Annotated in this window: 23 protein-coding genes; 7 read left to right on the top strand and 16 right to left on the bottom strand. The window is 62.9% G+C overall.

What is annotated here, in order from left to right:
- The 11 genes from VFB05_RS09400 to VFB05_RS09350 all read right to left on the bottom strand — a co-directional run bounded on the left by VFB05_RS09400 (position 1) and on the right by VFB05_RS09350 (position 10,596).
- Positions 1-984, bottom strand: a complete 984-nt coding sequence (locus VFB05_RS09400) for a quinone oxidoreductase (protein WP_325011368.1) — start codon at positions 982-984, stop codon at positions 1-3.
- A 26-nt stretch (positions 985-1,010) separates the two neighbouring features.
- On the bottom strand, positions 1,011-1,745 hold the full coding sequence (locus tag VFB05_RS09395; protein WP_325011366.1) for a cyclase family protein: 735 nt from the start codon (positions 1,743-1,745) through the stop codon (positions 1,011-1,013).
- Between the two features lie 30 nt (positions 1,746-1,775).
- Complete coding sequence (locus tag VFB05_RS09390; RefSeq protein WP_325011364.1) at positions 1,776-2,699, bottom strand: NAD(P)-dependent oxidoreductase; 924 nt, start codon at positions 2,697-2,699, stop codon at positions 1,776-1,778.
- Positions 2,700-2,701: 2 nt separating this feature from the next.
- Positions 2,702-3,511, bottom strand: a complete 810-nt coding sequence (locus tag VFB05_RS09385) for an SDR family oxidoreductase (protein WP_325011362.1) — start codon at positions 3,509-3,511, stop codon at positions 2,702-2,704.
- A 13-nt stretch (positions 3,512-3,524) separates the two neighbouring features.
- Positions 3,525-4,793 (bottom strand): ABC transporter substrate-binding protein, encoded by a 1,269-nt coding sequence (locus tag VFB05_RS09380; RefSeq protein ID WP_325011360.1) that lies wholly within the window; start codon positions 4,791-4,793, stop codon positions 3,525-3,527.
- A 51-nt stretch (positions 4,794-4,844) separates the two neighbouring features.
- Entirely contained in the window at positions 4,845-5,552 is a 708-nt protein-coding gene (locus VFB05_RS09375) for an ABC transporter ATP-binding protein (RefSeq protein ID WP_325011358.1), read from the bottom strand.
- Positions 5,530-7,329 carry a branched-chain amino acid ABC transporter ATP-binding protein/permease gene (locus VFB05_RS09370; protein WP_325011357.1) on the bottom strand — a complete coding sequence of 600 codons (1,800 nt, stop codon included), beginning with the start codon at positions 7,327-7,329 and terminating at the stop codon, positions 5,530-5,532. The genes VFB05_RS09375 and VFB05_RS09370 overlap by 23 nt, the downstream gene beginning before the upstream one ends.
- Positions 7,329-8,270: a branched-chain amino acid ABC transporter permease gene (locus tag VFB05_RS09365; protein WP_325011356.1), complete on the bottom strand. Its 942-nt coding sequence runs from the start codon at positions 8,268-8,270 to the stop codon at positions 7,329-7,331. Before VFB05_RS09365 ends, VFB05_RS09370 begins: the two co-directional genes overlap by 1 nt.
- A gap of 356 nt (positions 8,271-8,626) precedes the next feature.
- Positions 8,627-9,151: a hypothetical protein gene (locus VFB05_RS09360; RefSeq protein ID WP_325011354.1), complete on the bottom strand. Its 525-nt coding sequence runs from the start codon at positions 9,149-9,151 to the stop codon at positions 8,627-8,629.
- Between the two features lie 33 nt (positions 9,152-9,184).
- Positions 9,185-10,000, bottom strand: a complete 816-nt coding sequence (locus VFB05_RS09355; RefSeq protein WP_325011352.1) for a hypothetical protein — start codon at positions 9,998-10,000, stop codon at positions 9,185-9,187.
- Positions 9,997-10,596 carry a hypothetical protein gene (locus VFB05_RS09350; protein ID WP_325011350.1) on the bottom strand — a complete coding sequence of 200 codons (600 nt, stop codon included), beginning with the start codon at positions 10,594-10,596 and terminating at the stop codon, positions 9,997-9,999. The genes VFB05_RS09355 and VFB05_RS09350 overlap by 4 nt, the downstream gene beginning before the upstream one ends.
- 781 nt (positions 10,597-11,377) lie before the next feature.
- Here VFB05_RS09350 and VFB05_RS09345 point away from each other — a divergent pair.
- Both VFB05_RS09345 and VFB05_RS09340 read left to right on the top strand, forming a co-directional pair.
- Positions 11,378-12,541 carry an LLM class flavin-dependent oxidoreductase gene (locus VFB05_RS09345; RefSeq protein ID WP_325011348.1) on the top strand — a complete coding sequence of 388 codons (1,164 nt, stop codon included), beginning with the start codon at positions 11,378-11,380 and terminating at the stop codon, positions 12,539-12,541.
- A 47-nt stretch (positions 12,542-12,588) separates the two neighbouring features.
- Entirely contained in the window at positions 12,589-13,005 is a 417-nt protein-coding gene (locus tag VFB05_RS09340) for a cupin domain-containing protein (protein WP_325011346.1), read from the top strand.
- 51 nt (positions 13,006-13,056) lie between these two features.
- Here VFB05_RS09340 and VFB05_RS09335 read toward each other — a convergent pair whose 3' ends face one another.
- Together VFB05_RS09335 and VFB05_RS09330 are read right to left on the bottom strand one after the other, a co-directional pair.
- Entirely contained in the window at positions 13,057-13,398 is a 342-nt protein-coding gene (locus VFB05_RS09335) for a hypothetical protein (RefSeq protein WP_325011344.1), read from the bottom strand.
- A gap of 79 nt (positions 13,399-13,477) precedes the next feature.
- A complete protein-coding gene (locus VFB05_RS09330) occupies positions 13,478-13,987 on the bottom strand; it encodes a hypothetical protein (RefSeq protein WP_325011342.1) in 510 nt (169 codons plus the stop codon).
- Positions 13,988-14,336: 349 nt separating this feature from the next.
- Here VFB05_RS09330 and VFB05_RS09325 point away from each other — a divergent pair, with 349 nt between their 5' ends.
- The 3 genes from VFB05_RS09325 to VFB05_RS09315 are packed head-to-tail and all read left to right on the top strand — an operon-like array spanning position 14,337 to position 17,240.
- Positions 14,337-15,071 carry a gluconate 2-dehydrogenase subunit 3 family protein gene (locus tag VFB05_RS09325; protein ID WP_325011340.1) on the top strand — a complete coding sequence of 245 codons (735 nt, stop codon included), beginning with the start codon at positions 14,337-14,339 and terminating at the stop codon, positions 15,069-15,071.
- Positions 15,072-15,084: 13 nt separating this feature from the next.
- A complete protein-coding gene (locus tag VFB05_RS09320; protein WP_325011338.1) occupies positions 15,085-16,860 on the top strand; it encodes a GMC family oxidoreductase in 1,776 nt (591 codons plus the stop codon).
- Between the two features lie 17 nt (positions 16,861-16,877).
- Positions 16,878-17,240 (top strand): c-type cytochrome, encoded by a 363-nt coding sequence (locus VFB05_RS09315; protein WP_325011336.1) that lies wholly within the window; start codon positions 16,878-16,880, stop codon positions 17,238-17,240.
- A gap of 583 nt (positions 17,241-17,823) precedes the next feature.
- Here the strand turns inward: VFB05_RS09315 and VFB05_RS09310 are convergent.
- The 3 genes from VFB05_RS09310 to VFB05_RS09300 all read right to left on the bottom strand — a co-directional run bounded on the left by VFB05_RS09310 (position 17,824) and on the right by VFB05_RS09300 (position 19,996).
- Positions 17,824-18,300, bottom strand: a complete 477-nt coding sequence (locus VFB05_RS09310; RefSeq protein ID WP_325011334.1) for a hypothetical protein — start codon at positions 18,298-18,300, stop codon at positions 17,824-17,826.
- Positions 18,301-18,401: 101 nt separating this feature from the next.
- Positions 18,402-18,818 (bottom strand): hypothetical protein, encoded by a 417-nt coding sequence (locus VFB05_RS09305; RefSeq protein ID WP_325011332.1) that lies wholly within the window; start codon positions 18,816-18,818, stop codon positions 18,402-18,404.
- A gap of 68 nt (positions 18,819-18,886) precedes the next feature.
- Positions 18,887-19,996, bottom strand: a complete 1,110-nt coding sequence (locus VFB05_RS09300; protein WP_325011330.1) for an alpha/beta hydrolase — start codon at positions 19,994-19,996, stop codon at positions 18,887-18,889.
- Between the two features lie 121 nt (positions 19,997-20,117).
- On the opposite strand from VFB05_RS09300, the gene VFB05_RS09295 reads away from it, so the two are divergent.
- On the top strand, positions 20,118-21,077 hold the full coding sequence (locus tag VFB05_RS09295; protein ID WP_325011328.1) for a LysR family transcriptional regulator: 960 nt from the start codon (positions 20,118-20,120) through the stop codon (positions 21,075-21,077).
- 215 nt (positions 21,078-21,292) lie between these two features.
- Positions 21,293-22,474, top strand: a complete 1,182-nt coding sequence (locus VFB05_RS09290) for a TAXI family TRAP transporter solute-binding subunit (protein ID WP_325011326.1) — start codon at positions 21,293-21,295, stop codon at positions 22,472-22,474.
- The last annotated feature ends 206 nt before the right edge of the window (positions 22,475-22,680 follow it).

The following is a 22,680-nucleotide window of genomic DNA, read 5'->3' as shown; positions in this document are numbered from 1 at the left end:
TCAGGGGATAAGAAGCGAGGCGCCGGAGGTGCGCCGCCCCTCGAGGTCGGCATGCGCCTTTGCCGCGTCAGCGAGGCGGTAACGGGCGTGGATCGGTACCTTGACGATGTTGTCTCTCATCATCGCAAACAATTCGGCCGCGCGCTGATCCATCTCCGCATGGTCGTGCAGGTAGTCGGCGAGCCCGGCATAGGTGACATAGAGCGAGCCCATGCGGTTGAGCCGCCACAGGTCGAACGGCGGGATCACGCCGCCCGCCGAGCCGTAAAACACGGCGAGGCCGCGCCGCTTTAGGCATTGCAGGGACATCTCGTAGGTCGAGCCGCCGACACCGTCATAGACCACGGGTAGGCCGGCGCCGCCGGTAAGTTCGCGCACGCGCGCCACGACGTCCTCGCGGGTGTAGATGATCGGAAGCTCGCAGCCGTTGGCCTTGGCGAGCGCGGCCTTTTCCGGCGTGCTCACGGTGCCGATCACCCGCACGCCGAGATGGCGCGCCCACTGACAGATGATGAGGCCGACGCCGCCGGCGGCCGCCTGCAGCAGGATCGTCTCGCCACGTTTGATGGTGTACGCGCTGCGGATCAGATATTGCGCGGTCAATCCCTTGAGGAGCGTCGCCGCCGCGGCCTCGTCGTCGATATAGTCGGGCAGCTTGATCAGCCGCGTCACCGGCATCACCGTGGCCTCCGCATAGGCGCCCGGCGTGGCGGCGGCATAGGCCACGCGATCGCCGGCAGCGAACGCCGTGACGCCGTCGCCCACCGCCTCGACCACACCCGCTGCCTCCATGCCGATCACATGTGGCAGCGATGGCAGCGGATAGCGGCCGGTACGGAAGTGAATGTCGGTGAAGTTGAGCCCGATCGCGGTGTGGCGCACGCGCGCTTCACCAGGGGCCGGATCGCCGACCTCGACCTGTTCGTAGCGCAACTGCTCGGGGCCGCCCAGCTGGTGGACGCGGACCGCGTAAACCTTCGTCATGGGCTGAATTCCTGACATTCCTTCGTTCAGTCGATGACCCGGGCGACCGGGCGCACCGGCGCGCCGTCGGAGCCGGCGATGTTCAGTCCGAGAAACATGATCTCGGCGCGCTTGCCCACGAGCGGTGCAAGATTGGTGACGTGTTCGGCAATCAGCACGCCGCGGCTGAGCAGGTTGTAGTGCACCGGAAAAGCGAAATCAGGCGGCCGCAGCGGCGAGGCGAGATCTGGCGTCGGACAGTCGATGCCGACGAGCTTCGCGCCTTGCTCGACCAGCCATGCCGCCGCCTCGCCAGTGAGGCACGCGTGCTGCATGTAGCGATCGGTGTTGATGTAGCGCGACCGCGACGTATCGATCAGCACCATGTCGCCGGGGCGCATGCGCGGCGTCGCGGCTTCGAGATCGGCAACGTCGATGATGCCGCCGTCGGCGACGTCGAAATGCCAGATCACGCCCGTCCCGTAGAGCCGGTCGAGCGGAATTTCGTCCATGGTTGGCCCGTCGGCGATGAAATGGCGCGGCGCGTCGATATGCGTGCCGTGATGCACGACCATATGTACTTCAGTGACGTTGGCGCGGGCCTCCGGAATCCTGCTGATCTGGCGAATGTGCGGCTGCGGAAACGACGGGATGCGCGACAGTTCCTCTGTGAGCCGATGCGACAGGTCGATCCAGGGTCCGCTGGCGCCGGAGATCTTCGGCGATGGCAGATCGAGCCAGCCTTTCCAGCCGGGGATTTTAGGGGTTTCGGTTTCGCACATGGCACGCGCCTCCCTCTTTATTGGTCTTGCCTATCTGGTCTTGCGGTCGACGGGTCCGGATTCGTTGCCGCCGACGACGACGCCGGCCCATTCCTCGATCATCTTGATCAAGGCTGTGTAATCGTCGTTGCCGCGGCCTTGCGTCATGGCGTGGAACCAGAGCTGGACGACGTTGGAGCCGACCCACATCGGCACGTCGCGGTCGCGCGCTTCCTCGAAGCAGAGCAGGACGTCCTTGTACATGGTCGAGAGCTTGCCGCCGTAGTCGAAGCTGCGCGTCAGCACCGCGGCGGGAAACTTGTCCATCGTCGCACTGTTGCGGCCGGTCGAGGCGTTGACGGTCTCGATCAGCGTGCGCGCATCGACGCCGGCCTTCACCGCCATTGCGGAGCATTCGAAGGCGGCGGCCATGCCGGCGGCGGAAATCATGTTGTTGGCGAGCTTGGTCACCTGACCAAGCCCCGGTTCTTCGCCGATGTAGAACACGTTGCGCGCGACCGTCTCCAGCAGCGGCTTCAACGTCTCGAAGGTTGCGCGCTCGCCCGCGACCATGGTCGAGAGCGTGCCGGCGCGCGCGCCGCGCGGGCCGCCGCTGACCGGTGAATCGAGCACTGCGATGTGGCTTGCGGCCAGCCCCTGCGCGATCGCCTTGATCGTCTTCGACCCGATCGTCGACATCTCGACATAGGCTTTGAGCCCCTTGCACGCCGCGATGCCGCCGTCATCGAGCGCAACCTTGCGGCTGACCTCGGGCGAGGGCAGGCAGGCGAAGGCAACCTCGCATCCGTCCGCGGCGGTTCGCGGCGAAGATGCGGCAACGGCGCCGCGCGCAACCAGCGGCGCGGTCGCGGCAGAACTCGGATCGTAGATGTGAAGCGCGTGTCCGGCGTCGATCAGCCGTTCGGCGATCGGTGCGCCCATCGCGCCGCAGCCGATGAAGGCAAGGCGCGCCATCTTCAGTCCTCCCACATCTTTCCGGTGGTGGAGGCGGTCTGGCCGCCGTCAATGACCAGTTCGGTCGCGTTGACGAATCTGGATTCGTCGCACGCCAGATACAGCACGCCATAGGCGACGTCCCAGGCGGTGCCGAGTCGGCCGCTCGGCACAGCCTTGCGCCGCTCGTCGATCTTGCGGTCGTAGTCGGCGGGATTGCTGCGCTTCAAGCGATCGGTGATGCGGGGCGTCGCGATATAGCCCGGCATCACCGAGTTGCAGCGGATTCCCTTTGCGGCGTACTGGACGCCGATATTCTGCGACAGTTGCTTCACCGCGCCTTTCGAGGCGGAGTAGGCGACGTTGGCGTAAGTGAAGCGGATGCCGGCGGTGGATGAGTTGTTGACGATCGAGCCGCCGCCCTGGCGCAGCATATGCGGAATGACCGCGCGGCAGGTCAGGTACATGCTCTTGACGTTGACGGTCATCAGCCTGTCCCAGTCGTCCTCTTTCACGTCGAGCGGACCGCCGACCACCTGCATGCCGACATTGTTGAAGAGCACGTCGATGCGGCCATAGGCCTTGATGCAGGCGGCGACCATCGCCTCCACGTCGGCCGCAATCGACACATCGCACTGATACGCGGTGCATTCGCCGCCTTCGGAGCGAATGATATCGCGCGTCTCGCTCGCCGCATTGATATCGCGGTCGACCGCGAAGACCCTGGCGCCCTCGCGGGCAAACAGCACCGCGGTTGCCTTGCCGTTGCTCCAGCCCTCCGCGATCGCGCCGGCGCCGGCGACGATCGCGACCTTGTCACTCAGACGGCCCATGAGGCGTCACACATCAGCTCTTCGGCCATTTCGCTTTGGCGGTGGCACGATCGATCGGATAGATCGTGACGGGAACGCCGTTCTGCCACTGCACGATCACGAGCGGCGCGCCGACGCGATGGCCCGCGGCGTCGAACTTCACCTTGCCGGGAAATGCCATCGCGGTCGGGCCGGTGTCGAATTCCGTCTCATGCATCACCTCGGCCACCTTGACCTTGTCGGCCTTGCCGACCTTTTCCAGCGCATCCTTGAAGATCCAGATGTGGCCGTAGCCGTCGAGCGCGTCCTGGGTCATCCAGGGTTCACCGGTGCGCTTCTTGAACGCATCGAGGATCTGCTCCTGGCCCTTCAGGCCCCAGTTCGCCACGATGAAGATGTATCCTTCGAGCAGATCCGGTGAGACGCTCTTGAGCACCTCCGGCGCGCCGTTGGCGCCGCCGCTGCCGATCACCGGAACGACGCCCTTGTCGATGTGAAACTCGTGCATCTTGTCGAGGCCGAGCTTCAGGTCCGAGATCGTGGTCGTGATGTAAAGCAGCATATCCGGACGCGTCGCGCGCACCCTCTGCATCAACGTCGTCGCATCTGACAAAGGCGGCGTGTAGGTCTCGTCGACCACGGCTTTCATGCCGAACTTGTCGAGACCGCCCCCTTCGCGGAATGGCTTGAGGAAGCTGACCGGCGCGGCGGTGTTGTCACCGATCAGGCCGATCGTCGTCGGCGTCTTTCCGGTGGCCGACTTCGCGAGATCGATGAGCGTTGGCAGAGCATCGACCGACTGGGTATTTGCGGTCGGGGACGACTGGAAAATGTACTTGAAGCCGCGGCTGGTGAGCGAGTCCGCATACGACAAGGTCAGCCACGGGATTTGCGCGCGCTCGGTCACCTCGGTAATCGCAAGCGTGAAAGTGGAGAGCCAGGCGCCGCAGCCGGCGACGACGTCGGGATGCTCGGCGACCAGACGCTGCGCCGCGTTCTTCGCCTTCTCGGCGCTGTCGCCGGCATCGATGGCGATGAGGTCGAGCTTGGCCCCGCCCATCGATTTGATGCCGCCCTTTTCATTGATCTCGGCGATTGCCATTTCGGCGCCGAGCTTCACCAGCTGGCCTTGCCGCGCCCAGGGACCGGACAGTGGCACGATCACTGCGATTTCCACCGGCTTTTGCGCCTGCGCGTGCGCCGCGCCGGACGGCCACGTCGCAAACGCGGCGGACATCAGGACCGCTGCGGTAAAACTGATGAGCGGCTTTGCGAGCAATCCGCCACTTGACCTGCCTGCCATGCTTTCCTCCCTATGATTGTCTGGCCGAAACAGCCTTTGTTGTTAATGTTTTCACATGCCGAGATAGGCTCGCCGGACGAGTTCATTCGAGACCAACGTGTCGTGAGCTCCCTGCAGCACCATGCTCCCGGTCTCCAGCACGTAGCCGTGGTCGCAAAATTCAAGCGCTTCGGCCACGCGTTGTTCCACAAGCAGGATGGTCAAGCCTTGTTCGCGATGAATGAGCTGGATGCGGTCGAAAATGGAATCGACGACCGCGGGCGCAAGCCCCATCGACGGCTCGTCCAGCATCAACAGGTCCGGCGCCGATGCGAGGCCGCGGCCGATCGCCAGCATCTGCTGCTCGCCGCCCGACAGTGTGCCGGCGAGCTGGTCGCGCCGCTGGCTGAGGATCGGGAAAAGTTCGAGAATGGCCGGCAGAAGCTGATGCCAGCGCGCGCGGCCCTTTTTCGTCAGCGCGCCCATTTCGAGGTTCTCCATCACGGTCATGGAGGCGAAGACCTGGCGTCCTTCCGGCACGTGGGCAATGCCCAGCATCGCGCGCTGCTCGGGCGGAACGGCGAGCAGCTTCTGGCCGCGATAGATGATTTCGCCCGACAGCGGCGCGACGACGCCGGAGATGGTCTTGAACAGCGTCGTCTTGCCGGCGCCGTTCGGCCCGACGACGGTGACGAACTGGCCTTCCTCGACGTCGAGCGAGACGTCGTTCAGGGCCTTGAGCCCGCCATAGGCGACGTTAAGCGACCGGATCTTGAGCACGTTGCATCCACTTCCTGCCGAGATAGGCTTCGATGACTGCCGGATCCTTGACCACCTTGGCCGGCGCGCCGCCCGCGATCAGTTTGCCGTGGTCGAGCACGCTGAATTCGTCGACCAGCTTCATCATCGCCTGCATGGTGTGCTCGATAATGGCGATGGTGACGCCGTCGCGGTTGATGCGGCGCAGGATCGTCAGAATATCGTCGAGCGCGTCGTGGCCGAGGCCGGCGAGCGTCTCGTCGAGCAATAACAGCTTCGGGCGCGGCGCCAGCGCCCGCGCAAGCTCCATCAAACGCAGTTGCTTGGTGGTGAGGCCGCCTGCGATCGCATAGGCCTGGTTGTCCGAAAGCCCGACCCGGTCGAGCGCCTCCATCGCGAGCCGCTCGGCCTCGCTATCGCTGTTCGTGCCGACGAAGGCGCCGACCACGACGTTCTCCAGCACGGACATGCGCGGGAAGGCGCGGATGACCTGAAACGTCCGCCCGACGCCGAGGCGGCAGATGTCGTGCGGCTTCAACCCGACGAGTTCGGTGCCGGCAAGATTGATGCTGCCGCTGTCGGCGTGAAGAAAGCCGTTGATGACGTTGAACAGCGTGGTCTTGCCGGCGCCGTTCGGCCCAATGATGCCGTGGATGGTGCCTGCGCGAATGCCGAGATCGACACCGTCGACCGCCTTGAGTCCGCCAAAGGCGCGGCTCGCGCGCTCGAGGCGGAGCAGCACCTCGCCGCTGCCCGCCACCTTGCGCTCGGTGGTGTCAGGTGGAGCGGCATCGATCGTACCGATGATCGACGCCGGTGCTTTGCCAGCTTCCGGCTCGCTCGCACGTCTGCGCGCGAAAAAATCGCGCAAGCGCCAGTAAATGCCTTCGGGCGCCACCAGCGTGATGACGATGATGGCGAGCCCGTACACCACGCCCTGAATGCCGGGCAGGATATGGCCAAGCTGGGCATTGAGCATTTCGGCGAGCGGCACCAGAACCGCGGCGCCGATCACCGGGCCCCAGAATATGCCGACGCCGCCGAACAGCGCCATGATCAGCGCCTGCGCGGACACCAGCGCGCCGAACATGGTCTGCGGCGTGACGACGAGAAGCACCATGGCATAGAGCCCGCCGGCGGCCGCGCCCATCGCGGCGCTGATCATCATCGCCAGCATTTTCCATCGCATCGGATTGATACCGGCGGCGGACGCTGCCGGCTCGTTCTGCTTGATCGCGGTCAGCGACATGCCGAAGCGCGAGCGTTCGATGTGCAGGGCGACGATCATGCAGAGCACGAGGAGGATCAGCGCCAGCACCATATAGGCCCTGGGATCGCTGAACTCGGCATAGAGGAGGGGCGCCTCCCGCATCATCGGGATCGGCACCTCCTGATAGCCGATCCACTCGAAGACGTAGAGCATGGCCAGCGGATAGGCGAGCATCGCCAGCGCGAAGTAATGTCCGCGCAGGCGGAACGTCGGCACGCCGATGACGATTCCGGCAATGACGCCGACGACGACGCCGAGCGGAATGCCGATCCACGGCGTGATGCCGAAGGTGACGAACAGGATGGTCATCGTATAGCCGCCAAGGCCGAAGAAGGCCGCGTGACCGAACGAGATCATGCCGCTATAGCCGCTGAGCGTGTTCCAGGAGACGCCGACGGTCGCCCAGATCAGCACCAGCGTCATCATCAGCTGGTAGTAGGAATTGTGCACGAGGAAGCCGAGGCAGAGATAGGCGAGGGCGAAGACGAGGATCGCCGCATATTGTCTGCCAAGCGGCGCGCGGTTCATCAGGTGCGCTCCCAGACCCGGCCGAACATGCCTTGCGGCTTGAAGAACACGATCAGCAGAAACACGACGAAGATCGCCGTGTTCTGCAACTGATACGGCAGGATCAGCGTCGACATCTGCTGCACGAGGCCGATGGTCAGGCCGCCCCAGAAGGCGCCGAGGATCGAGCCCATGCCGCCGAGCACCACGCCGGCATACATCACGATGACGAAATCGAAACCAATATAAGGCTGGAACGATTGCGAGCTCGCGATCAGCCCGCCGGCGACGGCGGTGACGCCGACGCCGAGCGCGAACGCCAGGCGATGGCAGCGATCGACATTGATGCCGACATAGGCAGCGGCGACCGGATTGTCGGCAGCAGCGCGCAAGGATTTGCCGAGCGCCGAGCGGGTCAGGAACAAATAGAGCGCGAATGCGGCGATGACCGCGAGGATGAAGGCGACCGCGCGGGCCTGGTTGAGAAAGACTTCGCCGATCTCCCAGGATTCGCTCGACAGCGGCGTGCGAACCGACAGCGGCACCGAGCCGAACAGGATCAGGCCGCCATTGGAGAGAACGAGGGCCACACCGAGCGTCATGATGATCTGCGCGTAATGGCCTTCACCTTCGGCGGAGGCGACGCGCGCGCCGGTGACGCGCGAGATCAGATAGCGGTGCAACAACCAGCCGATGCAGAACACGATTGGCCCGGCCAGCGCCGCGCCGGCGACCGGGCCGGCATAGGGGCCGAGAAAGGCAAGAACGCCGAAGCCCGTCACGAGATAATAAGTGACGTACATGCCGAGCATCATGAAATCGCCTTGCGCGAAATTGACGACGCGCATGACGCCGAAGATGATGCCGAGCCCAACGCACATCAGGCCATAGGTGCCGCCGACGAGCAGGCCGGCAGCCAGCGCCTGAAAGAAGTCGATGATGTGCCACTTCAGCGCGTCCATGCGCACCCTTCCGCAAGGGAGGAAGACCGCCGCTGCGGCGTTTCAACGCAGCGATCGGTGGTGAGTGCGCGAGGGAATTGCGTTTTGCTGCGGCAAGGGATGCGCCAAGGGCAGCAAGGGAGAGGAGAAGGGGGAGAGGCCGGCAACTGGCCGGGGCGGCCAAGCGCGATTCCGCCGTGCGCCTCGGCCCGGAGCATTCGCGCCATTCGTCCTCCCAGTGGCTCTTTTTTAATCGAAACAGGCCGCTTTCTATGAGCGCGCGGGAGGTTACGTTTGCTTCCGTTCGGTCGTCAAGCGCTCCTCATGCCTGATCCGTGGGCGGCCGAACCCGACGAAAGGCGAACGACCGGCCGGCTCTAATCCCGGCGGCGTTGCCGACGCGCCATCGTCAGCGTGAGGTCCCAGGCATTGCGAATGCTGACGATGGCGAGCACAAGCAGCGCGCCCGCCAGTGCGTCCAACCCAAAATCCTTTTCCAGATAGATCGACACGGCAGCTGCGAGCAGCGCGAGATACGCCAGGCATGGCAACAGGCCATAAGCGAGGTAGTCCTCGACATAGTCCGTCATCTCGGTGCGCACGACCTGGATTGTGATCCAGGCCGAAAGGATGGTGCCGATCACTGCCGTGACGCCGACCAGCGCCGCAAGCGAGCCGCCGTGATGCCAGGGCAGCAGCGCGATCGCCGAGACGAAGAACACGCTGGTGAAATGCAGCACGACCGGGCTGAAGAAGGTGCGCGTCCCCGCGCGGCGCTCGTCGGTCAGAAAGCCGACCCCGAGCGATACCGCAACGAACAAGAGCGCGAGCAAGGTCGCTCCCGCCGTTCCCACCAGCAGGTAGAAGTCATGCCACGGCTTCAGAGTTTCGACGGCCCACATCGGCTTATTACCTCATCGAAGGTCCGCCGTCGCCTACAGTTCCAAGAGTTCGTGCAACATCACATCAACATACCGCTTGACCTGTTGGCATTCCTTCTTGCCGCGCTCCTGATGTGCTGACAGGGAACCGCGATCATAGGTAGATCGCGTCATTGATGCGATCACCTCTTCCACCAAGTTGACCGCATTCTCTGGAACGGCGCTCTCGGTCTCATTGTACTCGCGGTTCTTGAGGATGAAGCGAACCTTTTGTTTCATCGTGTAGATCTCGTCGCCGCGCTTGTTCTTTTCCTTCCTGACACCTGCCTTTTCCATATCCGCGGGTGACGCGAAGCGATCGAGAACCTCCCGAAGCGCTTCCCGGAGTTCGTGTGCCGCACCACGCCACGACACGCGGTCAGCTTGCGCCATATCCATAAGGGCCTGCTCATATGAGAGTGCGGCCGATGGCACGAGATCAAGAAGTGTTGCGAGGATCTTCTGATCGTTTTCACTCGAGCTCACGGCATTCCGAGGGCCACCGGCCTGGATTTCAATCCGGCTCGTGATTTTCGGGATGAGCCGCCGGATTGCCTTCACGTGCTTCTTATATGAGCTTGTGACATTGCGGCCTTCGGAAAGTGTGATCAGTGCTTCAAAATGCATCGAGAGCGGCTCTGCGAACTCGGCGAGCGCGAGCTGCTGTAGCGTGTGCCGCATGCCTCTAAAGTAGAGCTGCGCGATGGCGCGCGTCTCGTTGCGGAGCTCCTGCGAGTTCACATGGACGGAGGAGTTTCGGTTGATCCGGTCAGCATAGAGCACGAAGGCGTCGCAGAGCTCGCGCCACTGCTCGGCGGGATGGGCTGTCACTTCCGTGCCTTCTTTTTCTTCGTCGCCTTCTTGGCCCTCTTGGCCGTCCGACGCCGCGTTCCGCCGCCTGAGTTACTGTCACCGGCAGGGAGACGATGCGTCACGAGGTTATGACCGACGGGATTGAGCCTGTACTGGCCAGTCGCGATCTGCTCCAGATAGCCGCCGTTCTTGGCATTTACGAGCGTCTGGCTGGGCGGTCCCGTCGGGAGCTCGAAGCCTGCTTGCGGAAAAAAGCGCTTGATGTCATCCGGGGTGATGTAATCCCGGCGCTCGGGCGCGTGGTGCGCGAGATAATATGCCATCACCGCGACCATTTGGTTGGCGTTCTTAGGCTGCTTCTGTTCCCGGAGCGATCGCAAGTCGGTAATCGCGCCAGGTGCAGCGGGCGGGACAGGCTGTGCCGGAGACGCGTGCGGGATTGTCGGCACGATAGGCGGAATATGGGCGGGCCCAGTGGCGCCCGGAATCGTGATGTTGAGCTCCTTGAATACGAATTGTAAGACGTTGATGCGAGTGTCAGGGTTCATCGGCTTGAGCACCTCAATAAGCTTGCCGATAGCTCCAACGCCATGATCCTCCTCTTGGTCGGCCAAGATAACCTCCAAATCCGTCGAACAGGGCAAAATAGCACACGCGGGTTCTCTCAAGAGAATATTCTCCCTTGCGCCGTCGGGCAAATCAGTGGTTGTTCTTCGCGCGTCCCGTTGCCCGATCAAGAGGGGCGTTTCGCGATCGTCACGAACGTTGGGTAGGGATGCGATGGACGCGTTAGCGTCGCCAGACGAGCGACGCTAGTGCGGACGGCGAAGTCGTGTGGTCTTGACGCCTCGACGCTGGCGTTAACTCGGCGACAACGCTTGCGCGTTGCGCTGGGGATGGTGGCAAGAAAGCCCGATCACCAGAGAGAGCGCGAAGAAAGCCGTTAAAACCAATCGCGCAGGGAAGGCCGGAATCACTCCGGCGGACCTGTGGTGACTAACTCGTGTCCTTGTTTTCTTTGGACGCGAGGCTGCGGGTGCGCCAAGCATCCGGCTTTCCCTGCGCCCTCTGCTTTCTGAGGGACATGGTTGGGTATAGCTCGGGCGGAACAGGCCGCGGGAATGCGGAGGCATGTCCAAATGGTTTCCGTCATTCCCGGGCGCGCGTGAGCACGAGCCGGGAATCCATGGTGCCGCACTGATGCTCGGAGGAATGGATTCCGGGCTCGCGACTTCGTCGCGCCCCGGAATGACGATGGGCTGTTTGACGATTGAATCGGAAAATCGTCTGGCCACGCGCAAGCGCGGCATATTGTGATCGCAAACAGCTCGCCTAAGATGGCCGTCGTCCCAAAGCTTACGAAAAGCAACAAAGGCGGACCGGGAGAGGAAGCAAATGAAGGCATCGATATTTTGCCTGCCGAGCATCGGCTCGCGCGCCGAGATCGAGGCAGGCATGGCGGCAACAAGGCCCGAACTCTATCAGCGTATGCTCAAGGAGCTCACTGAGCTCGTCAAACTGGCCGACGATCTCGGCTACGACTCCGTGAGCTTCACCGAGCATCACTTTCACATCGAGGGCTTTGAGGTTTCCAACAACCCCGTGCTGCTCGATCTTTATTTTGCGATGCAGACCAAGCGCATCCGCGTCGGCCAGCTCGGCATCGTGCTCCCCGCAGCCAATCCGATCCGCGTTGCCGAGGACATCGCGATGCTCGATCACGTGACCGGCGGGCGCGCCTGCGCCGGCTTTGCCCGCGGCTACCAGCGTCGCTGGGTCGACATCATGGCGCAGCAGACTCATGGTGTTTCGGGAACCTTGCCGCACCATCACGATGCGATCGACCAGGCCAACCGCGAGGCGTTCGAGGAGAACTGGCAGATCATCAAGAAGTGCTGGACCGAGGAGATGCTGACGTACAGCGGCAAGTACTGGAAGGTGCCGGCTGGAGCGACGCCATGGGATCTCGAGACCACGGTGAAATACGGCAAGGGCGTCGAGAACGGCATGCTCACATCGGTGGGCGTGGTGCCGAAGCCGTTGCAAAAACCATATCCGCCGGTGTTCCTGCCGTTTGCCTCCTCGCCGAGCTCGATCCGCTGGGCGGCGCGCGAAGGCGTCACCGCGATCCTGCCGCCGATGCATGAGGCCTATTCGTCGCCGCTCTACGATCTCTATGCCGACGTGTCGGGACGGCCGCGCGGGCAGGGCACGGGTCTGTTGCGCGATGTCATCATCGCCGATACCGACGAAGAGGCGATGGCGCTGTGGGCGGACTCAGGCCAGTTCTCCGGCAAGGCGTGGTTCGAGCCGTTTGGTTTCCGCCGCGGCCTGATGGACCCCGAGACGAAGCAGTTTGCGACCGCAAAGGAGGCAATCGACCTCGGCTACGCGCTGGTTGGCACCGTCGATACCGTGACGCGGGCGCTCGAGGCCAACATGAAGCGGCAACCTGTCGATTGGCTGTTCTGCTACACCTACAATGCGCTGGTGCCGCACGCGAAGCTGATGAAGTCGACGGAAGCGTTGTGGACGAAAGTGCTGCCGAAGTTCATGTGAGTCGGCAGATCGGGCCTGAAACGATTCCTGTTCACTGGAGCAAAGCGATGCACAAGCACATACGCGCCGCCATCCTGTTTGCCGGCGGAATTCTGGCCGGCCTTGGATCGTCCGAAGTGATCCATGCGCAGATGCAATCCGGCCTGGTCACCAAACAGATTTTCAAGACCGATCTGTCGAATCTGCCGGGACAGGAAGTGATCATCTCCGCGTCGGAGTGGCCACCCGGCTTCCGCCTGCCATTGCACAAGCATGAACAGGGACATGAGCTTGTCTACGTCATCGCCGGCGAGCAGACGTTCGAAATCGAGGGCGTCGGCACCAGGGTCGTGAAGGCGGGCGAGGTCGTCTATACGCCGCCGGACACGCCGCATTTCGGACGGAATGCCACCGACGGGATCTCGAAGACGCTCGTCATCCGCATCAAGGCCAAGGACAAGCCTGTGATGACCGAGGTGAAGTAGCGAGTGTATCCATGAACGCTGGCGTAACGCCGCGATAGCCGCGCGCGATCCTCAATGCTGTCCAATCTTTGGCCGAGGCGTTCCCAATGCAGCAATTGCTCCAACCACCAGCAGCCAGAATGGAAGCACCCCGAGGCCCGGTATCGCTTCCAGGACCAGCCCCGGCAAAAGCAGCCATTGCCAACCCAGCACGACGAACAGCAGCGCGGCAGTCACGACGTCGATTGCCCATCCAATCGGCGGCGCCAGGTTCGCGAAAGCACCAATGACGTCGGATACACCGGCGACGGCGAAGGCGAGTGCTAATCGCAATACCGAGAATTTGAGGGGCGTAGAGACTGTCGTCCCGGTTGACCGCTTCTCCAATTCTGGGCGAGCGGAAGGATCGGACATTTTAAGCGTCGCTCTCCGGCATTTCAGGATCGATAGCCCATGATACACCATCTTCGGCGCGGCGGAACGCCAAGCCGCGTCAAGGCCTCCGGCTGGGTGCGACGAAGGGGTTAGTCTCGACTGCGGGGTGACTGTTCTTCTCAAAACATGATTCCAGCCGTTCAACGGCCGCCGTGCTCCCGTCGAGTGGTACCTTCAACGTCGCGCCTTCTCCTCTGACTTCGAGAACACTGGACGAGCGCACTCTTCCGCTGAGCGCGTCCGGCACAGCGATCGTCACGCTCTTGGCGTCGGCCAACGCTTTGGCGTGGAGCGATCGCGGACCCGCAACCAGCCTCACGTCGTACTCCTTGCCTCGCTCCAGCTTCCATCTCGGTGAACCGAGCAGCAGGGCCAAGCCGTCATGAGATCGTTCAAACGTGATGTCGAGATCGTTGGCTGACCTGCTCATCGTGCAGCTGTCAAACTTCTCCGCTTTGAACGAGGTGGCAATCGTCCAGGGTCCAACGGAGACGGTCTGATCTTGCTCACGTGCAATGACCGGTGTGATCGAAATCAGCGCCAGAGGGAGTGCAGCCGACAACCGCATGTTTCCTCCTTTGACAGGCAAGGCAGAAAACCCAGCCAGGACAATATATGTTCCACATGCCGCAGAGACGATGACAGCTTATCTGACCTTGGCACGATTTTATGGCATGCACCGCATGCCGGGTTGCGCGGAATGGTTGCGACAACTCAGATGAGTCCGCGTCGTAGATCGATGCCATCCGCGATCGTGGTGGTGGACCAGATGCCATCGGGGAAGCGAATGGGGCCATGCAAGGCGTTTGCGATGGAAATGCTTGTCGCGTCCTTGCGCGATGCTAACCTGCCTTCACTCAGGAGTCCTGGAGCGCTCGTGCACATACAATAATCAATAATACTGGGGGAGGACGGTCATGGCAGAAGACCCGAAAATCGGGCGCCGTGAATTTCTGACAGTTGCGGGAGCCGCAGCCGCCGCGCTTGCGCCTGCAAATCTCGCGGAAGCGCAACAAGCTCAATCCGTTACCACATCTGCCACGCCGCCTGCCGCGACATCCGCCGCGCCGCCGGTGGACGAGCCGCTGCTCACCTTGACGGCAACCGAGCACGCCTTCTTCGTCGCCGCCGCCGATACGCTGATTCCAGCCGACGAGCTTTCGCCCTCCGGCAGCGATTGCGGCGTTGCCAATTTCATCGACCGGCAGCTCGCGGGCGCTTATGGCACCGGCGCGCGGCTGTATCGACAGGGGCCGTTCCCGAAAGGAAAACCCGAACAGGGCTATCAGCTCCCGCTGAACCCGCGCGAATTCTTCCGCGCCGGCATCGCCTCCGCAAACGAATACACCCGCAAGACTTTCGGGAAGGACTTCGATCGGCTGAACGAAGCGCAGAGGATCGAAGCACTGAAGGCGATGGAGCAGGGCAAGGCCGAGTTCACCGGTTTTGGCAGCGCGATGTTCTTTGGCGCGCTGCTGCAGATCACGATGGAAGGCTTCTTCGCCGATCCGATCTATGGCGGCAACCGCGACATGGCGTCATGGAAGATGGTCGGCTATCCCGGCCTGCCCGCGACCTACCGCCACGACATCAAAAAGTATCTCGGCAAGGTCTACGACAAGGCGCCGCGTTCGATCGCGGACTTCTCTTGAGGAGGGCCGCGTCATGACAACTATCTTGAAGGAAGTCGATGCGGTCGTGATCGGCGTCGGTTGGACCGGCAGCATCATGGCCCGCGAACTCACCAAGGCCGGGCTCAAAGTGGTCGGCCTCGAGCGCGGCGCGAGGCGCATGCCGGCGGAAGACTTCACGCTGCCGAACGTGCGCGACGATCTCAAATACGCCGTGCGCCAGGAGCTGTTTCAGGACGCGCAGGAGGAAACCGTCACGTTCCGCCATTCGCCGTCTGAGACGGCGCTGCCGGTCCGCAGGCTCGGTTCGTTCCTGCCGGGCACGGGGCTTGGTGGCGCGGGCGCGCACTGGAATGGCCTGACCTGGCGGATCTTGCCGTCCGACCACAAGCTCAGGAGCCATCTCACCGAGCGTTATGGCAAGAGCGCTATCCCAGCCGAAATGACGATCGAGGATTTTCCCGTCAGCTATGACGAGCTCGAGCCGTATTACGATCACTTCGAGAAGATCTGCGGCGTCTCCGGCAAGGCCGGCAATCTGCGCGGCGATAAAATCGCCGGCGGCAACATGTTCGAGGGGCCACGCGCGAATGAATATCCGAACAAGCCGCTGCCGCAGACGATGGCCGGCTCCATCATGGAAAAAGCCTGCAAGGATCTCGGTTACAGCACGTTCTCGGGGCCCTCGGCCAATGCGAGCGAGGTCTACACCAATCCGGAAGGGTTGACGCTCGGGGCCTGCGAATTCTGCGGCCACTGCGAGCGTTTCGGCTGCGAGGCGAACGCGAAAGCCTCTCCAAATGTCTGCATCCTGCCCAACTTGATGGCCGATCCCAAGTTCGAGCTGCGCAACTACGCCTATGTGAAAGAGCTGGTCTACGACAGACAAGCCAGGAAGGTGAAAGCCGTGCGCTATGTCGATACGCGCAGCGGCGAGGAATACGAACAGCCGGCCGGCATCGTCGTGCTCGGCGCCTATGTCTTCAACAATAACCTCCTGATGATGATGGCCGGGATCGGCGAGCAATACGATCCGGCCACCGGCAAGGGCGCGCTGGGGCGCAACTACTGCTATCAGCTCTCTGGCAACACCGTCACCGTGTTCTTCGAGGACAAGGTGATCAACCCGTTCATGGCATCAGGCGCGCACACCACCAACATCGACGATTTCAACGGTGACAATTTCGATCACGGCGGCCTCGGTTTCTTCGGCGGCGCGATCATCGCCGCCGGCACCACCAACGGCCGTCCGATCGCAACGCGCCACGTGCCGCCGGGAACGCCGAGGTGGGGCCGCGAATGGAAGCAGGCGACGGCCAAGTGGTACAACCACGCCTTCAGCATCGGCGCTTCCGGATGCAGCTACGCGCACCGCGAAAATTTCCTCGACCTCGATCCGACCTACAAGGACGTGCTGGGGCGGGCGCTGGTGCGGATGAGCTACAATTTCCGCGACAACGATCACAAGCTCGTCGAATATATCGGCGCCCAGATGGAGCGGATCGGCCGCGCGATGAACCCGAGCAAGATGAGCGCGGCGGCGATGCGGCGCGGCAACTACAGCGTCGTGCCATATCAATCGACGCATAACACAGGCGGCACGATCACGGGCTCCGATCCGAAGACGAGCGTCGTCAACAGGTATCTGCAGGCGTGGGGTGCCGACAATCTCTTCGTGATGGGCGCCTCGGTGTTTCCGCAAAACGCCTCCTACAACCCGACCGGCCTCGTCGGCGCGCTGGCCTACTGGTCGGCGGAGGCGATCACCAAACGCTACATCAAGAACCCGGGCCCGCTGGTACCGGTCTAATCGTGCGAAGGAATTCCATGCAACGCATTTCGGTTATTGTCGGCGCCGCGCTTCTGGCGGCGTCACTCTCGCCCGCGCTCTCAGCCGACGCCGAGCACGGCAAGATGCTCTATGCCGCCTGCGCGGCATGTCATCAGGACAAGCCCGACGCGCTGGGGCCGAGTCTGAAGGGCATTGTGGGGCGCAAGTCCGCTGCGCTCGACGACTTCCGCTATTCCAATCCGATGAAGCGGGCGAATCTGGTTTGGGACGAAGCCAACTTGAAGGAATACATCGCCGATCCCCAGGCCAAGGTGAAAGGCAACCGGATGCCGTTCGACGGCCTGCACGATCCGAAGGACGTGGACGACATCGTCGAATATCTGAAAACCTATAAATAATAAGCATTTCACAGAGAAGCCACGGCCGCATTTTCGGAATGTGAAAGTCCCGGCACACTTCGGCTCCGCCGCAACACCTTAAAGAAAATCGTCAGCGATTATCCCAAGTAAGTTTCAGGAGGCGGAACTTGCGCTAGCGAAGCGCCATGCATCGCCTTGCCAATGAATCCTACCGCTCGCTCGAATTGCTGTGCCGCGCACAAGCGGCGCTTTGCTCCTCGCCATCGGCCCGGCAGGAGCTGGAGGCTATGGCGCGTGAATACGCCGCCATGGCGGACTGGCAGGAGCGCCAATCGCCTGATGACACTGGCCAAATAGGAACCAGCTGACATCGGTCGGGTTGCCTTGCACGGGCAGGGAGCAACCGCCGTGTGCGACAGGTGCTATTCGATCGACAGAGAGCTTGTGACCTTTCAATGCTTGCGGACGACGATCGAAGATGACTTCACGCTCGTCCTGATCGCCGAGGCCGTCAAAGAGCTTCAGTCGGAAAGAGCTGCTCTGCATGCGGGTGATGTGGAGCCGAGCGACGAATAGCCTCTCGCTCCGCGCGCTTTCAAAAGCTCTTTCCGAATTTCCCGTCTTATTTCTGATCCTGTTTCTGATCTTGCGGTGCAACGCCTGGCTGCGGCGCGGGCGCGCGGCTCTCAACCCTGTTCTCGGCCGGCGCTGTCTGGTCGCTGGCCTGCAGCCAGGTCGGCACTCGCACCAGCGAATTGTCGAGGTGATTGATGATCCACACGCCGCCGAGCGCGATGATGCCGGCCAGCATGACGTGCGGCAGGGTTCGCACGAGAACGCCGAGCAGTTCGGCGAAGGCGGCCAGAATCGCCGCGCCCGCCAAAAACAGCTCACGGCCTACGCGGTAAAGCGCCCAGACGACGGCTGCCAGAACCAGGACCAGAAGCAGTTGCTTCCAGAACGGCCATTGCTGCCACGGCACGCTTGCCAACCTTGCGATCTGATCGACCGACCAGGTCCAGATCAGTTCGACGAAACGGAAGATCGCCGCGATTCCTTCGTGCAGGAATTTCAGGAACTGATCGAAAACCTGTTTCATGACCGGTCTCCCTCGCGCATCCCTTAAGAATGCAACGGGGCATGGTCCGGTTCCCCGGTTCCAGCGCTTCGCAACCGCTCAAACGGCTCTCAAGGGCGTGCTCACTTTTGCGGCGGTGCTGCACCCATCAGCAATCCCAACGGCATCAACGGGCCGACGGGAATGTACTCGTGGTCCATCAGATGTTCTTTGGCGAGCGGCAGCGTCTCCATGATCGCTTCGGCTTCGTCTTTCGTCTTCGCGTCGATGAAGAAGACGACGCCTCTGCCGTCGCCGCGGGAATACCACTGGCGGATTTTCCCGGCGAGATAGAGCTTCACCGTCTCCCGGATCTCGGACGGCATGATCGCCATGATTTGCTCGCGGGTGACGCCCTGCCTGGGCGTGAGGATGACCATCACCTCGGTGGTCTTGGGCTGCATCGGTCCGGCGCCGGTCGGGGTCTGGCCGGACTGTGACTGTGCAACGGCGGCTGCCATCGGCAAGGCTGCAACGAGAAGCGGCAACATGAATTTCATCTGATCGTCTCCATCAGCGCGGTTGGGATCGGTTGTTGGCGTGGTTGGCGTGAAAACGAACTTCCGGCCTAAAGCTGCCGAATGAAATCGATCATGGCGGTGCTGACCTCTTGAGCGCGTTCCTGCTGGGTCCAGTGCCCGCAACCCGGCAGCACGATCGATCGAAGTTTTGGGACGAATTTCGACTGCTCGGTGATGGCGTCTTTGAACACGCCGGCAACGAAGTCGTGGTCGCCTGCGATGTGAAGCGCCGGAACGCTCACCGCTTCCCCTTCAAAAGCGGACATCAGCTCCCAGCTGCGATCGACATTGCGCCACCAGTTCAGCGCGCCGCGAAAGCCGCTGCGGGTGAGTTCGTCGACGTAGATATCGATATCGGCCTCGTTGATCCAGGCCGGCAAGGACGCCGGATCGGTCAGGTTCGCACCCTTGCGAGACACCATCCCGCCGGCAAATGCGCCGGCCCCGGATCGCTGCCCGTCGGCGGAGAGCGAGTAGAACTGGGAGCGGAATACGCGGCGCATGTTTTGTTCGAGCGCCGCCTCAACCTCGGGCGACTGGAAGAAGAGCTGGTAGAACACCGCGTTCTCGTTCTTGGGCATCAGCGTCGTCGGCGGCACCGAGCCGCCAAACGTCCGCGGCCGGAACGGCGGACTGAGAGCAATCACGCCCCTGAAACGATCCGGGCGCAGCAATGCGGCCTGCCAGGCGATCGCCGCGCCGACGTCGTGGCCGGCAATGACCGCTTGCTTGACACTGAATGCGTCGAGCAGGCCGACGACGTCGCCGACGAAATGCAGCACGGTGTATTTCTCGACACCCTCGGGGCGATCGCTGCGGCCATAGCCGCGCAGGTCGAACGCTACCGCGCGGAATCCGGCCTCGGCGAGTGCGCGAAGCTGATGCCGCCAGGAATACCAGCACTCGGGAAAGCCGTGGCAGAGAATGACGAGCGGGCCCTTGCCCTGTTCCGCCACGTGGATGCGGATGCCGTTCGCTTCCACGATGCGATGCGTCACGCCGGGCATCGCCGCGTCCGTCCACGACGACGGATCCGGACCGGCCGCGCCCGCCTCCGCCGCGGCGGCCTTGAGCGGCTCGGCAATGGCGGCGCGGATCGTAAGCGCGCCTGCGGCTGCGCCGAGCATGTCGCGTCGTGACATCGTCGCGTCTTGCATTGTCTTGCTCCTTTGCTGCCGCGCCTTTGAAGGACCGATCGCGGCAGCGACTTCCCGATTGGCTGATCCGGATATACGGCTGCTTCCCACACGCGACTATTCGCGATAATATTGACGGGCTATGAAGCAGAACTTCACAGTGAGGCAGGGCGCCCTCGACGGCGTGGCGGCGTTTCTCAGCGTCGCCCAGCATCGCAACTTCCGCAAAGCAGCCGCTGAACTGGCGGTGACGCCGTCGGCGATCAGCCAGGCGGTGCGCGCGCTTGAGGCGCGCATTGGCGCAGCGCTGTTCATCCGCACCACTCGCAGTGTCGGGCTGACCGAAGCAGGTCAGCGGTTTCTGGCGCGCGCAAAGCCCGCCTTCGAGGAACTGGTTGCCGCAAGCGAGCTGGCGCGGGATCTCGGACAGCGTCCGGCCGGGCTACTACGTTTGACGGCGCCGCGCGCGGTGATGCCGCATCTGTTGGATTTGATCGGATCGTTCGCCCAGGCCTATCCCGAGGTCGAAGTGGAGATCTCCGCAAGCGCGGACCTCGTCGATATCGCGGCGGGAGGATTTGACGCCGGCATCCGGCTCGGCCAGTTCATCGAGGCCGATATGATCGCGGTGCGTCTGACGCGGCCGTTCCCGCTCGCCTTGGTCGGCAGCCCCGGCTATTTGCGCCGGCAGGCTCGGCCGGAACGCATCGACGATCTGCGCGGCCATGCCTGTCTGCGCCTGCGACGGCAGGACGGATCGATCGCGCCGTGGACCTTCGTCAACGGCAACCGCCCGGTCGAGGTCGTCGTTTCCGGACCTTTCATCGCCAACGATATTCCAACGACGCTTGCCGCGGCCGTCGCCGGAATAGGCCTCGCGCAGGTGCCCGAGCCGCTTGCCGAAGCCGCGCTGAAAGCGGGAAGGCTCGTGCGCGTGCTGGAGCGGTTCGCGCCGACGTCGCCGGGCGTGTTTCTTTATTATCCGACCCACCGGCAAATGATGCCGAAGCTGCGCGCCTTCATCGATCACGTGAAGGGCCGCACGGAGACCGCCTCGGCATCAAATCGTTCCCGGTCTGCCGCCCGTCGGCAGAGCAATTGAGTTCGACCGCGGGTGACCGAAAGGCGGACATGAGCGCCGGTTCCTCTTCACAAGCCGGGCCATCCGTCTTGCATGGAACCTCGCCTCGTCGGATGCGTTGAACGCTTTCTTCATCGAGGACGCCGTGCTTGGCGGAGCGGCGCATCGCGGTCACGGCTCAAAGCATTCCCTGAAAAAACATGTCACGCCAGGAACGGTCCGCTTGCCGGAGCAGATTGAAAACGCCAGCACGCCGGTGGATCGCCTGCGGCGTCGTTGCCCTGTCTTTGTTTGCGGGACCAGCAAGCGCGCTCGCGCAATCGGGATCATCCGGCCAGGCACGCGACGGCGCGAACGCACGCGCAGCCGTGCACGGTGAGGGCGTCCTCAAGAAACAGATGTCGGAGAATCGCTACACGGCCGGCTTCGTCACCGGACCGCCCGACAGCACCGAATTCGCCATGGTGCAGGAGATCGCGACCGTGCTGGCGAGCGGGCAGGAGACCGGGCCTCACGGCGAGGTCGCGCTGCGCGTGCTTCCGATGGTCGGGACCGGCGGCGTCCGCAACATCATGGACCTGCTCACTCTTGGCGGTGCGGACATGGCGATCGCGCCGGTGGTTCTGGTCGACCGTCTGCGCGATGCAAGAACGTTCGGCGATATCAGCCACAAACTCGTCTACATCACGCTGCTTCACACCGAGGAGTTCCACCTTCTGGTTCGCAGCGACATCAAGAGTCTTGCCGATCTCGCCGGCAAGACGGTCAGTCTCGGCGAGGAGGACAGCGCCGCAGACGTGCTCGGGCGCGAAGCCTTCGATGCGCTCGGCGTGAAGATCAACGCGGCCAACCTGTCTCTGGACACAGCGCTCGACCAGATGAAGCGTGGGCAGATATCGGCGGCGCTGGTTCTGTCGGGAAAGCCAGTCAAGCCGCTGCTCGCGCTCAACGGGGGGCCGGACAATATCCATTTGCTGTCGATTCCGTATTCGCAAGCATTGCAGCGTGATTTCCTGCCATCGACGCTCGATCACGCCGACTATCCGAACCTGATCGCGGGCGATCAGGCGGTCGGGACGATCGCGATCCAGTCCGCGCTCTTCGCCTACAACTGGCCGGCGCGAAGCCCGCGCGCCGAATTGCTCGAGACCTTCACCCGCAGCTTCTTTTCGCGCTTTTCCGAATTTCTCGCCGATGACCATTCGCCGAAATGGCGCGAGGTGAACCTGGCGGCGCGCTTGCCGGGGTGGGAGCGCTTTCGTCCCGCCGAGCGCTGGCTCAGCCTGCAGTCGATGGGATCGGACGCCGCCCGCAGCGGCAGTCCCAACGCGTCCAATCCGGCCGGCACGTCGTCCGAGCAAAGAGACAAACTGTTTAAGGAGTTCCTCCGATGGCGAGAACGGCAGCAAGGCAAATGAATCCACGAAACATCGCACGCTGCCGGACGGCGATGATGACCGTTATCTTGATCGCAGCCCTCGCATCATTCGCCGATGTTCGCCGGGCTGACGCGCAATATGACCCGATGGGCCGTCCGCTTCAGCCGCCATATCCGACCTACGCGTACCCGCCTGCCGCGCCTCAGCGCGAGGCGATCGAGCCGCCGGTGACGCGAAGGGCCGGA

It is taken from the genome of Bradyrhizobium sp. (assembly GCF_035652035.1).
Taxonomy (GTDB): domain Bacteria; phylum Pseudomonadota; class Alphaproteobacteria; order Rhizobiales; family Xanthobacteraceae; genus Bradyrhizobium.
This window is presented reverse-complemented; position numbering and strand designations above follow the sequence as displayed.

What these genes read in the sequence shown, in the direction of transcription:
- VFB05_RS09325 (WP_325011340.1), top strand. Translation starts at nt 14,337, where the DNA reads ATGGCAGAAGACCCGAAAATCGGGCGCCGTGAATTTCTGACAGTTGCG.
- VFB05_RS09370 (WP_325011357.1), bottom strand. Translation starts at nt 7,329, where the DNA reads ATGAACCGCGCGCCGCTTGGCAGACAATATGCGGCGATCCTCGTCTTC.
- VFB05_RS09340 (WP_325011346.1), top strand. Translation starts at nt 12,589, where the DNA reads ATGCACAAGCACATACGCGCCGCCATCCTGTTTGCCGGCGGAATTCTG.
- VFB05_RS09390 (WP_325011364.1), bottom strand. Translation starts at nt 2,699, where the DNA reads ATGGCGCGCCTTGCCTTCATCGGCTGCGGCGCGATGGGCGCACCGATC.
- VFB05_RS09365 (WP_325011356.1), bottom strand. Translation starts at nt 8,270, where the DNA reads ATGGACGCGCTGAAGTGGCACATCATCGACTTCTTTCAGGCGCTGGCT.
- VFB05_RS09400 (WP_325011368.1), bottom strand. Translation starts at nt 984, where the DNA reads ATGACGAAGGTTTACGCGGTCCGCGTCCACCAGCTGGGCGGCCCCGAG.
- VFB05_RS09380 (WP_325011360.1), bottom strand. Translation starts at nt 4,793, where the DNA reads ATGGCAGGCAGGTCAAGTGGCGGATTGCTCGCAAAGCCGCTCATCAGT.
- VFB05_RS09295 (WP_325011328.1), top strand. Translation starts at nt 20,118, where the DNA reads ATGAAGCAGAACTTCACAGTGAGGCAGGGCGCCCTCGACGGCGTGGCG.
- VFB05_RS09345 (WP_325011348.1), top strand. Translation starts at nt 11,378, where the DNA reads ATGAAGGCATCGATATTTTGCCTGCCGAGCATCGGCTCGCGCGCCGAG.
- VFB05_RS09335 (WP_325011344.1), bottom strand. Translation starts at nt 13,398, where the DNA reads ATGTCCGATCCTTCCGCTCGCCCAGAATTGGAGAAGCGGTCAACCGGG.
- VFB05_RS09300 (WP_325011330.1), bottom strand. Translation starts at nt 19,996, where the DNA reads ATGCAAGACGCGACGATGTCACGACGCGACATGCTCGGCGCAGCCGCA.
- VFB05_RS09315 (WP_325011336.1), top strand. Translation starts at nt 16,878, where the DNA reads ATGCAACGCATTTCGGTTATTGTCGGCGCCGCGCTTCTGGCGGCGTCA.
- VFB05_RS09360 (WP_325011354.1), bottom strand. Translation starts at nt 9,151, where the DNA reads ATGTGGGCCGTCGAAACTCTGAAGCCGTGGCATGACTTCTACCTGCTG.
- VFB05_RS09310 (WP_325011334.1), bottom strand. Translation starts at nt 18,300, where the DNA reads ATGAAACAGGTTTTCGATCAGTTCCTGAAATTCCTGCACGAAGGAATC.
- VFB05_RS09395 (WP_325011366.1), bottom strand. Translation starts at nt 1,745, where the DNA reads ATGTGCGAAACCGAAACCCCTAAAATCCCCGGCTGGAAAGGCTGGCTC.
- VFB05_RS09330 (WP_325011342.1), bottom strand. Translation starts at nt 13,987, where the DNA reads ATGCGGTTGTCGGCTGCACTCCCTCTGGCGCTGATTTCGATCACACCG.
- VFB05_RS09305 (WP_325011332.1), bottom strand. Translation starts at nt 18,818, where the DNA reads ATGAAATTCATGTTGCCGCTTCTCGTTGCAGCCTTGCCGATGGCAGCC.
- VFB05_RS09385 (WP_325011362.1), bottom strand. Translation starts at nt 3,511, where the DNA reads ATGGGCCGTCTGAGTGACAAGGTCGCGATCGTCGCCGGCGCCGGCGCG.
- VFB05_RS09320 (WP_325011338.1), top strand. Translation starts at nt 15,085, where the DNA reads ATGACAACTATCTTGAAGGAAGTCGATGCGGTCGTGATCGGCGTCGGT.